The following is a 10,000-nucleotide window of genomic DNA, read 5'->3' as shown; positions in this document are numbered from 1 at the left end:
TGTCGCCTTGAGACGGATGTTACGGGCTGCGGGGGATGCTAAAGAGCAGAGGCGGTCACTACTGCTTTTTCCTGAAGGCACCCGAGTAACGCATGGTGACGCGCCGCCTATCCGTGCCGGATTTTATGGTCTCTATAAAATGCTGAATCTACCTGTTGTGCCGATTGCACTTGATAGTGGTTTGCTCTGGGGCGGTGGTCTCAATAAAAAAGCAGGTATTGTGCATTTCCAAGCTGGTGAGGTGATACCAGCCGGATTGCCACGGAAGGAAGCCGAGGCGCTTGTCCATGCGGCGATCAATCGCTTTAATCAGTAAAAAGCCGTCAGAAAAATATCTGACGGCTGAACAATATCAGAAAATTTTAAGGGTGAATATCGTGGTCTGTTTTTAGGGCTAAACGTGCTTTCTGCGATTCCTTGAAATGCTCAAGAAGATAATCCCCATCTTGCGAGGCAATGGCTGTCCGCAATTTTTTGAGATCTGCGATAAAATGATCCAGCACTGGCAGAAGGGCTGCAGCATTTTCTAGCATAATATCTTGCCAGATACGGGGTTCCGAAGCCGCTACCCGCGTTGCATCCCGAAAGCTTCCTGCCGAATATCGCATAATCGGTGTCCGGCTTTTTTTCTCATAACCCGATACCATCCCGATAAGCTGGTATGCAATGACATGAGGCAAATGACTGGTGAGCGCCAAAACATGATCGTGATGTTCAGCCGACATCAGATTGATGCGCCCGCCGAGTTCTTCCCAGTAATCGGCGATATAGGCGATAGCCTGTGCCGGTGTATGGGCATCGGGGGTCAAAATAATAGGATGGTCTTGGAATAATTCGGCAAAACCGGCATCGGGGCCGTTATTTTCAGTTCCCGCCAAAGGATGGCTGGGAACAATAATGTGATGGGGTAAATTTTCTTGCAGCGTTCTTATAACGCTGACTTTTACTGAACCTGTATCGCAGATAATAACGTCTTTTTTTAGTGCCGGTGCCATCTCTGCCGCGACGGCACCCATTGCCCTGACTGGCACGCATAAGAGTACCAGATCCGCCTCACGAACCGCATCTTGAATATCATCGGTAACATTATCGCCGAGATTGAGCGCTCTGGCTCTGTCGCGGACAAATTCGCTTTTGTCATAGAGACTGATCGTTACATCAGGACAATAGGCTTTTGTTGCCCGTGCCGCAGAGGAACCGATCAGTCCTAATCCGATAATGGCAATATGCTTAAAGACGGTCACTTAGAGCGCCTGCCTAACCAAGGAAGTTAAAATACCGGCGACATCCTGCATATGTTTTTCACTACCGATAGTGATACGTAACGCATGAGGAAGGCGCTGTCCCGGCAACCATCGGGTGGTATAGCCGTGATCCATCAAGACTTTATAGGCTGTTTCGGCAGTCAGGCTGCCTTCAAATAACAGTAAAGTAAAATTGGCAGAGGACGGGATCACACGGATGCCAGCATTACTTAAAAGCGCCATCTGGTTTTCAAACCAGCCACGCCATTTTTTGTTATGTTTGAAGCTGTTCTGGATAAATGCCTGATCTTCCAAGGCGGCAACCGCTGCCTTTTGTCCTGCAATCGTGACATTGAAGGGTGCCCGTATCCGATTAAGGGCATCAATGATTTCAGGGCAAGCATAAGCCCAGCCAATTCTTTCAGCGGCCAATCCGTAAATTTTAGAAAATGTCCGCGTCACCAGCACATTTTTTGTGTTTTTGGCGAGTGCTAACGCGCCATCATCACATTCAGGATCAAGATATTCAGCATAGGCCTGATCAATAACCAATAAGCAATTGCGGGGAAGGCCATTATGCAGTTTTTCGACTTCGGCACGGGTAATCCATGTTCCCGTCGGGTTATTCGGATTGGCAATAAAGACAACCCGCGTTCGTGGCGTGACAGCCTTTAACAAGGCCTCAACAGAACAACGATAGTCATCGTCCGGTGCTTCTACCGGCGTCGCGCCTACGCGTCTGGCAGCCAGCGGATAAACTGAAAAACTATAGCGCGGGTATAAAACCTCGTCATCTTGTCCAGCATAGGCTCCGGCAGCCAAATGCAGGATTTCATCCGATCCGGTGCCATGAATAATCCGAGCTGGATCAAGATTATAGCAAGCGCCGATAGCCTCACGCAGGGCGGTTGCCCCACTATCAGGATACAGCGAAAGAGAGTCTACGGCTTCCCGATAGGCTTCTTTTGCCTTCAGGCTAGTTCCCAAGGGATTTTCGTTAGACGACAGTTTGACAGCCGGACGGCCATCCAGCGTCTTTGATGACCCCGGTATGTAAGGCGCAATGCTGTCGATCCAAGATTTCGGGCGAAGTTCAGGTGCTGCAGTCATAATAGCTCTTTGATAAAATCCGGATAATAATGGCGCGCGTTAAAGGCTATCCTCGATATTTAATAGTCTTTTCTTTATTTTAGAACAAAAGCGACTGATTTTGTATCAGAATTTATAAAAATTTTTACAGCTTTTTGGTCAAAGTAGAAAATAGCGTAACTTAGTTGATTGTCTTATATTTTTCTTATTTTTTATAATAAAAAATTAAAAATATAAATTTCCTTTAATTTTTTTGTTTAAAAAGTCTTTATTTTTTATTTTTTGGTATTTTCCAATAGAGTAAAACTGCCGATTTTATCAACGATAAACTATTTTTTATATTTTTTGTGGCTGTTTTTGCTTTGCCACTTTCTAGCCTCGATCCATAAAGGCTTGTTTCAACGTTAAATATGTTTTTTCGATCGCTGTAATCAAATCAGCTGACCTTGACGATGATCACAACTATCTTCATGCTTAATCAGACAAATTTAGTCTTGTTTTTGATTCGGTTTATTATTGTTAAAAAATACTATTTTTTTTAAAAAAATTGAAAAAAGATTATTTTTTATTCAGGATTTTTGATTATATGCGTCTTTCTAATCTGACAGATTATGCCGTTATCGTGCTGCGTCAGGTTGTTCACCATGGCGCAGGTGCGAAATGTTTAACGACACTAACTATGGCGGAAAAAACAGGTCTCCCTTTACCTACTGTGCAAAAATTGATGGGGCGCTTAGCTGCTGCACAGCTACTGACGTCGTTGCGCGGTATGGGGGGGGGATTCACATTGGCACGTCCGGCGGAGGAAATTACCCTTGCTGATGTTGTCGAAGCCATAGAAGGGCCTATCGCTATGTCATCCTGTGATAACAAAGAAAGCCTTTGCAAATTTTCTGCTGAATGTGGAATGCGGCCTCGTTGGCCAGAGGTAAACCGCACCGTCAAAAATGCCCTTGAAAGTATTAGTCTTAAAAGTCTTGCGGGAGCATCATAATGAGTGAGACAAAAAACGAAGCTGCATTGGAAGCGTTAGCCCGCAATGATCGTTATGAATGGGGCTTTTCTTCTGCGGTTGATCAGGAATTCGCTCCAAAAGGATTAAACGAGGATATCGTCCGTTTCATTTCGGCCAAAAAAGGCGAGCCGGAATGGATGCTGGAATGGCGATTGGAAGCCTATAAACGCTGGCTTGAAATGGAAATGCCTCATTGGGCAAAATTGAAGCTGCCTGAAATAGATTATCAGGATGCTTATTATTATGCCGCCCCCAAGGCGAAGCCCAAGATTGAATCTCTGGATGAAATTGATCCTGAAATTCGAAAAACCTATGAAAAATTAGGCATTCCGATTGAAGAACAAAAAGTTTTAGCCGGTGTTAGCGGCGCGCGTGAAGTGGCGGTTGATGCTGTCTTTGATTCTGTTTCAGTGGCAACAACTTTTCGAGAAAAACTACAGGAAGTGGGTGTTATCTTTCTGTCTATTTCCGAAGCGATCAAGACATATCCCGAATTGGTAAAACGCTATCTTGGGCGGGTCGTGCCGGTCAGGGATAACTATTTTTCAGCTTTGAACAGTGCTGTTTTTTCGGATGGCACCTTTGTTTATATACCAGAAGGCGTTCGCTGCCCGATGGAATTATCAACTTATTTCCGTATCAATGCTGCCAATACCGGACAATTTGAGCGGACTTTGATTGTCGCTGATAAAGGCGCTTATGTTTCTTATCTCGAAGGATGCACGGCACCTCAACGGGATGAGAATCAACTTCATGCGGCTGTAGTCGAGATTTTTGTCCATGAGGAAGCCGAAGTCCGTTATTCGACGGTGCAGAATTGGTATCCCGGTGATGAAAATGGCAAAGGCGGTATCTATAACTTTGTGACCAAGCGGGCGTTATGTGATGGCGCGAGATCAAAAGTAAGCTGGACACAGGTTGAAACAGGTTCGGCAATTACTTGGAAATATCCGTCCTGTATTCTTAAAGGGGAAGAATCGGTCGGGGAATTCTACTCCGTTGCGCTGACCAATAACTACCAACAGGCAGATACCGGCACCAAGATGATCCATATCGGCAAGAATAGCCGTTCTACCATCATTTCAAAGGGTATCTCGGCCGGTCATTCCGACAATACCTATCGCGGTTTAGTGAAGGTCGGCGGTGCTGCCGAAAATGTTCGTAACTTTACGCGATGTGACTCTCTTTTGATTGGCGATAAATGCGGGGCGCATACCGTCCCCTATATCGAGGTAAGAAATCCTTCTGCCAAAGTCGAGCATGAAGCGACGACCTCGAAGATTTCTGATGACGAACTTTTCTATGCCAGACAGCGCGGGTTAAATGAAGATGAAGCCGTGGCTTTGATCGTCAATGGTTTTGCCCGCGATGTTTTACAAAAATTGCCGATGGAATTTGCAATCGAAGCCCAAAAGTTATTGGGAATCAGCCTTGAAGGTGCGGTTGGCTAACAGGAGATAATGCAATGAGTAAGATGTTGGAAATTCGTAATCTTCGCGCTGAAGTCGATAACAAACAGATTCTGAAAGGCTTGAATCTGGAAATAGGTGCCGGCGAAATCCATGCTATTATGGGGCCTAACGGGGCAGGGAAATCCACCCTTTCCTATGTTCTTTCCGGTAAGCCTGGCTATACGGTAACGGATGGCTCCGCCCGTTTTATGGGAAAAGATTTGCTAGCGATGGAACCGCATGAGCGCGCGGCTGCCGGTCTGTTTTTGGGCTTTCAATATCCGGTAGAAATTGCTGGTGTTTCTAATCTTCATTTTTTGAGAGCGGCAGCTAATGCCCAGCGGAAAACACGGGGTGAAGAAGAGCTATCCGCCGGAGAATTTATTAAAATTGCCAGCAAGGAAGCCAAAGCATTAGGTATCAATCCCGAAATGTTGAAGCGTCCTGTTAATGTCGGTTTTTCGGGCGGTGAAAAGAAACGCAACGAAATGATGCAGATGGCCGTTCTTCAACCAAAGCTGGCTATTCTGGATGAAACCGATTCTGGTCTTGATATTGATGCCCTGCGGATTGTCAGCGAAAGCATTAATCGCGTGATGCGGCGGCCAGATCGTTCCGTGCTGTTAATTACCCATTACCAGCGTTTGTTGGATCATGTGAAACCGGACTTCGTCCATGTTTTGGTCAAAGGTCAGATCGTGCGCTCCGGTGGGGCTGAACTGGCTTTGGAACTGGAACGCGAAGGTTATGGGGAGTTGGTAGCATGACGACTGTCGAAGACAGCCATAAGACAAAAGCAGCTTTGACATTACCTTCTCCACATGACGAAGAATGGCATTGGTCGCGGTTGAATGCCTTGGAAATATTGGCAGGCGAAGAGCATGGTCAGTTTCCCTCGCCCAATCCGTCTTCTTTCTGGTCTGGTCTGACGAATCCTAAATTGCTGTTTGTTGACGGAGTCTATCAGCCGGAAGCTAGCCATCCAGGGCCCGTTAAAATCGGAAATGTATCGGCCAAAAGCCAAAATCCTTTGGGACAAATGACCAATGGTGAAAGGGGCTGGACGCTTGAAATTGAAGAAGACTGCACTCAGCCCATTGAGATTTTATATTTAGGCAGTGGCGGTGCTTACCATCTTCCTTCTTCCGTTCGTCTGGCAAAAAATGTCTCGGCAACTTTGGTCGAGACTTATGCAGGGCGGGGCTGGGGGAACCGCTTTTCCTATTTCGATCTTGGTGAAAATGCTCAATTACAACGCTTATCGCGTTTATCTTGCGAAAGCGGCTTTACCTCTCTGATTGAAGAAGGGCGTTTGGGCGAGAACGCCCATTTGTTGACCGACTGGATCGGAAATAAGGGCGCGGATAGCCGGATAGATCAGCGTTTTGATTTAACCGCTTCCGGTGCTGAATTGATGAGTGGCGGCGCTTTTCTGGCAAGAGAAAAACAGCGCCATGATATTATGATTATCACTCGCCATGTTGCCGAAGGATGTCGCAGCCGTCAGAAGTTAAGAGCTTTGGCTGATGATGAATCAACGGTCAGCTTGGCTGTGCGCACAGAGGTTGCGGCTTCTGCACAAAAAAGCGACGGGGAGCAGTCTTTGAAAGGCCTGCTATTATCCCGTAATGCAACGGTTAATATGAAGCCGGAGCTCGAAATCTATGCCGATGATGTCAAATGCGCGCATGGGGCGGCTGTAGGTGAGCTTGATCCGCAGGCACTTTTCTATCTGGAATCCCGAGGCATTGACCCTGAAGAAGCTAAAGATTTGTTGATTCAATCTTTTGTAATGGAAGCCTTTATTTCGACTCCAGATAGTCTGCTATATTCGACATGGCTGCATGATACAGAACATTGGGCAGGAGAAAAAGAATGAGCCCGTCAGCAGAAAGTAACAGAGTAGCAGATTTCAATTATCGCTCCGATTTTCCAGCTATTCCTGAAAACTGGTCTTATCTTGATAGTGCTGCCACGGCACAAAAACCGAAAGCGGTTATAGACGCGGTTTATAAAGCCTATGCGGTCGATTATGCGACGGTGCATCGTGGCGTTTATAGTCGTTCGGCAGATATGACGAAAGAAAAAGAAAAAGCACGAGAAACGGTTGCACGCTTTATCGGCGCTAAAAGCGCCAATGAGATTGTTTTTGTTCGTGGTGCAACAGAAGCGATCAATTTGGTTGCCCAGATCTGGGGTGCTACCCATTTAAATCAAGGCGACCGAATCCTTATCAGTCAATTGGAACATCATAGTAATATCGTGCCTTGGCAGCTGTTGCGTGATCGGATGGGTTTTGCCATTGATGTCATTCCATTGGATGAAGAAGGCCGGATAGATCTGGATGCCGCTGCTCGAATGATCAGGCCGGAACATAAACTGCTTTCATTGGCTCATATATCTAATGTGCTAGGGTCAGTTCTGGATGTTTCGAAAGCCCGAAAAATTGCGGATAGTGTCGGGGCAAAATTATTGATTGATGGGTGCCAGTCAGCCCCTCATTTGCCTATCAATGTTTCTGAATTAGGATGCGATTTTTTCGTTTTTTCAGGCCACAAGCTCTATGCGCCAACGGGTATCGGGGTTTTATGGGCTAAATCCGATATTTTGGACTCGATGGCACCTTGGCAAGGCGGCGGTGCGATGATCGATCAGGTCACTTTTGAAAAAACGACCTATCTTGATCCGCCTGCACGCTTTGAAGCAGGAACGCCGCATATTGTCGGGACTTTGGGGTTGGCAGCGGCCATTGAATATCTAGAAAATATCGGCATGGAAAAAGTTGCCTGTCACGAGGCCGCTTTAACTAAAATGGCAAGAAAACGCTTAAAAGACATCAAGGGATTGCGTCTTTTCGGTGCAGATGACAGCGCAGCAATCTTAAGTTTTTCTATGGACGGTATTCATCCTCACGATATCGGCACTATCTTGGATGAAGAGGGTGTCGCTATCCGCGCCGGTCACCATTGCGCTCAACCTCTGATGGCGCATTTGAATGTGCCTGCGACCGCAAGAGCCAGTTTTGGTCTTTATAATGAAGAGCAAGATATTGAACGTTTGGCAGCCGGACTTTCAAGAGTAGTGAGTATTTTCTTATGAGTAATATCACAGAAACATCGGAAGCCCCCTTGGAAACGCCTTCGGGTGAAAGTTCTGGCGAGTCTTCGGCCTCAGTCCCTCGGAAACAGGATTATCTCGAAGGCTTCACAGCTGAAAAGCCGGATAAGGAAAAGCTGAAAGCTGAGATTATCGAAACTTTGAGAGATATCTATGATCCGGAAATTCCGGTTAATATTTATGATCTGGGGTTGGTTTACGACATTGAAATTGGTGATGACAATCATGTCGTTATCAAAATGACCCTGACAACGCCGAATTGTCCGGTAGCAGGGTCTATGCCTGCTGAAATTGAACTGCGCGTCGGACAAATAAAAGGGGTCGGTGCCGTCGAAGTTGAATTGGTGTGGGATCCGCCTTGGGGCATGGATCGCATCAGCGATGAAGCCAAACTTGAATTAGGACTGTTGTAGTTTGAAAAAGCTCTAAATAGCCCTGAAAGGAATATGAAATGGCGAAGACTGCTTCTGTTATTACCCTGACCCCGAATGCTAAAATGCGTATCAAAAAATTATTGTCGGAAGCGCCCCAAGGCACGGTTGGTGTCAAATTATCTACCCCCAAAAAAGGCTGTTCGGGGTTGGCCTATTCTTTGGAATATACCGATAAAGCCGACCCGCTCGATGAACGGATTGTGATTGATGATGCGGTGCTATTTATTGATAATGCTTCACTGCTTTATTTGATCGGTTCGGAAATGGATTGGGTCGAAGATGATTTTCAGGCTGCTTTCCAATTTAAAAATCCTAATGCGACCGGTATGTGCGGTTGCGGTGAAAGCTTTACCGTCTGATTATTTGATTGAATAAAGCCTTGTCTTTTATTCGCTTTAATTTGTGTCCAGTTTTCTTTTTTGTAATAAAACGGGTATAGAAGGGGATGATGACCCCTCAATTGTCTCAATGACAAGGCGCCTATATGACTTCTAGTTTGCAGCATATCGAAAACTGGATCTTTGACCTCGATAATACGCTCTATCCACCAGACGCTGATCTTTTTACTCATATTGATAAGCGTATGGCCTATTATATTTCGGTGAAATTAAACCTACCTCTGGAAAAATCCCAAAAATTACAGCAGGATTATTATTTGAAATATGGGGCTTCTTTGGTCGGTTTGTATCGGTATCACAATATCGACCCGTATGAATATCTGGCCTATGTCCACAATATCGAAATGGACAGCTTATCCCCCGACCTGACATTGAGACGATCTATTGAAAATTTGCCGGGACGCAAATGGATTTTCACAAATGGTGATCGACCTTATGCTGAACAGGTCTTAGAGCGCCGCGGATTGTCCGGTGTCTTTGAAGGGGTGTTCGACATCCATTCTTCACAATATCGCCCAAAGCCTGATCCTTCTTGTTATCAGCGTATGTTGGAAGAATTTGAGGCCGATGGTGAAAAATCGCTTTTTGTCGATGATATGGCCTGTAACCTGCTACCTGCGAAAGATCAGGGGATGACTACTGTTTGGGTCAATCATGGATTGAAAGGACAAGACGGCCATATTACGGAAGGCCATGAAAAAATAGATTACGAAATTTATGATGTCGGTTCTTGGTTAAAAGAGATAACAGCGTAAATTCAACTTGTTACTATAAAGAAAGAAATCGGGATGTCTGATCTTATCAAGATTATTGATCAAGCCTTTGAAGACCGTGCCAATATTACGCCAGCCACAAAAGGTGAAGTTGCTGAAGCCGTTGAAGAGGCTTTATCCTTATTGGATTCTGGCAAACGCCGCGTTGCTGAATTGGGTGACAATGGTGAATGGGTTGTCAATCAGTGGCTGAAAAAAGCGGTTCTTTTATCCTTCCGTTTGACGGGTAATGCCCCAATGAATGGTGGTTATGACAAAGTTCCGCTGAAATACGCTAATTGGAGCGAAGATCAGTTTAAACAGGCTGGCTTCCGCGCTGTCCCCGGTGCGGTAGTTCGTCGGGGTGCCTTTATCTCAAAAGGTGCCGTCTTGATGCCGAGCTTTGTAAATATCGGCGCTTATGTCGGTGAAAATACCATGGTTGATACATGGGCGACCGTTGGTTCATGCGCCCAGATCGGTGCCAATGTCCATATTTC

General features: G+C 45.8%; 11 protein-coding genes and 1 pseudogene. 10 read left to right on the top strand and 2 right to left on the bottom strand.

The features are described from left to right. Positions 1–316 (top strand): 1-acyl-sn-glycerol-3-phosphate acyltransferase (locus LDL18_RS00370; RefSeq protein ID WP_365974420.1); only part of this gene is annotated, 316 nt, incomplete at its 5' end. 46 nt (positions 317–362) lie between these two features. On the opposite strand, the gene tyrC is transcribed toward LDL18_RS00370, so the two are convergent. Together tyrC and hisC are read right to left on the bottom strand one after the other, a co-directional pair. After that, on the bottom strand, positions 363–1,244 hold the full coding sequence (tyrC, locus tag LDL18_RS00365; RefSeq protein ID WP_296505959.1) for a cyclohexadienyl dehydrogenase: 882 nt from the start codon (positions 1,242–1,244) through the stop codon (positions 363–365). Continuing rightward, positions 1,245–2,354 (bottom strand): histidinol-phosphate transaminase, encoded by a 1,110-nt coding sequence (gene hisC, locus LDL18_RS00360; protein ID WP_296505957.1) that lies wholly within the window; start codon positions 2,352–2,354, stop codon positions 1,245–1,247. Between the two features lie 565 nt (positions 2,355–2,919). On the opposite strand from hisC, the gene LDL18_RS00355 reads away from it, so the two are divergent. The 9 genes and pseudogenes from LDL18_RS00355 to LDL18_RS00315 form a co-directional block, all read left to right on the top strand. Then, positions 2,920–3,327: an SUF system Fe-S cluster assembly regulator gene (locus LDL18_RS00355; protein WP_296505956.1), complete on the top strand. Its 408-nt coding sequence runs from the start codon at positions 2,920–2,922 to the stop codon at positions 3,325–3,327. Next, entirely contained in the window at positions 3,327–4,799 is a 1,473-nt protein-coding gene (gene sufB, locus LDL18_RS00350) for a Fe-S cluster assembly protein SufB (RefSeq protein WP_011240338.1), read from the top strand. The genes LDL18_RS00355 and sufB overlap by 1 nt, the downstream gene beginning before the upstream one ends. A gap of 14 nt (positions 4,800–4,813) precedes the next feature. Then, complete coding sequence (gene sufC / locus LDL18_RS00345; protein ID WP_296505943.1) at positions 4,814–5,566, top strand: Fe-S cluster assembly ATPase SufC; 753 nt, start codon at positions 4,814–4,816, stop codon at positions 5,564–5,566. Continuing rightward, on the top strand, positions 5,563–6,678 hold the full coding sequence (locus LDL18_RS00340) for a SufD family Fe-S cluster assembly protein (protein WP_296505941.1): 1,116 nt from the start codon (positions 5,563–5,565) through the stop codon (positions 6,676–6,678). Before sufC ends, LDL18_RS00340 begins: the two co-directional genes overlap by 4 nt. Further along, positions 6,675–7,898 (top strand): cysteine desulfurase, encoded by a 1,224-nt coding sequence (locus LDL18_RS00335; RefSeq protein ID WP_296505939.1) that lies wholly within the window; start codon positions 6,675–6,677, stop codon positions 7,896–7,898. The genes LDL18_RS00340 and LDL18_RS00335 overlap by 4 nt, the downstream gene beginning before the upstream one ends. Further along, complete coding sequence (locus LDL18_RS00330; RefSeq protein ID WP_296505937.1) at positions 7,895–8,329, top strand: SUF system Fe-S cluster assembly protein; 435 nt, start codon at positions 7,895–7,897, stop codon at positions 8,327–8,329. Before LDL18_RS00335 ends, LDL18_RS00330 begins: the two co-directional genes overlap by 4 nt. Positions 8,330–8,367: 38 nt before the next feature. After that, entirely contained in the window at positions 8,368–8,709 is a 342-nt protein-coding gene (locus LDL18_RS00325; protein WP_296505935.1) for an iron-sulfur cluster assembly accessory protein, read from the top strand. A 125-nt stretch (positions 8,710–8,834) separates the two neighbouring features. Then, positions 8,835–9,503: a pyrimidine 5'-nucleotidase gene (locus tag LDL18_RS00320; protein ID WP_296505933.1), complete on the top strand. Its 669-nt coding sequence runs from the start codon at positions 8,835–8,837 to the stop codon at positions 9,501–9,503. Between the two features lie 33 nt (positions 9,504–9,536). Further along, positions 9,537–10,000, top strand: a pseudogene (locus LDL18_RS00315) (2,3,4,5-tetrahydropyridine-2,6-dicarboxylate N-succinyltransferase); the annotation flags it as partial.

The organism is Zymomonas sp., from assembly GCF_020216885.1.
Lineage (GTDB): Bacteria > Pseudomonadota > Alphaproteobacteria > Sphingomonadales > Sphingomonadaceae > Zymomonas.
This window is presented reverse-complemented; position numbering and strand designations above follow the sequence as displayed.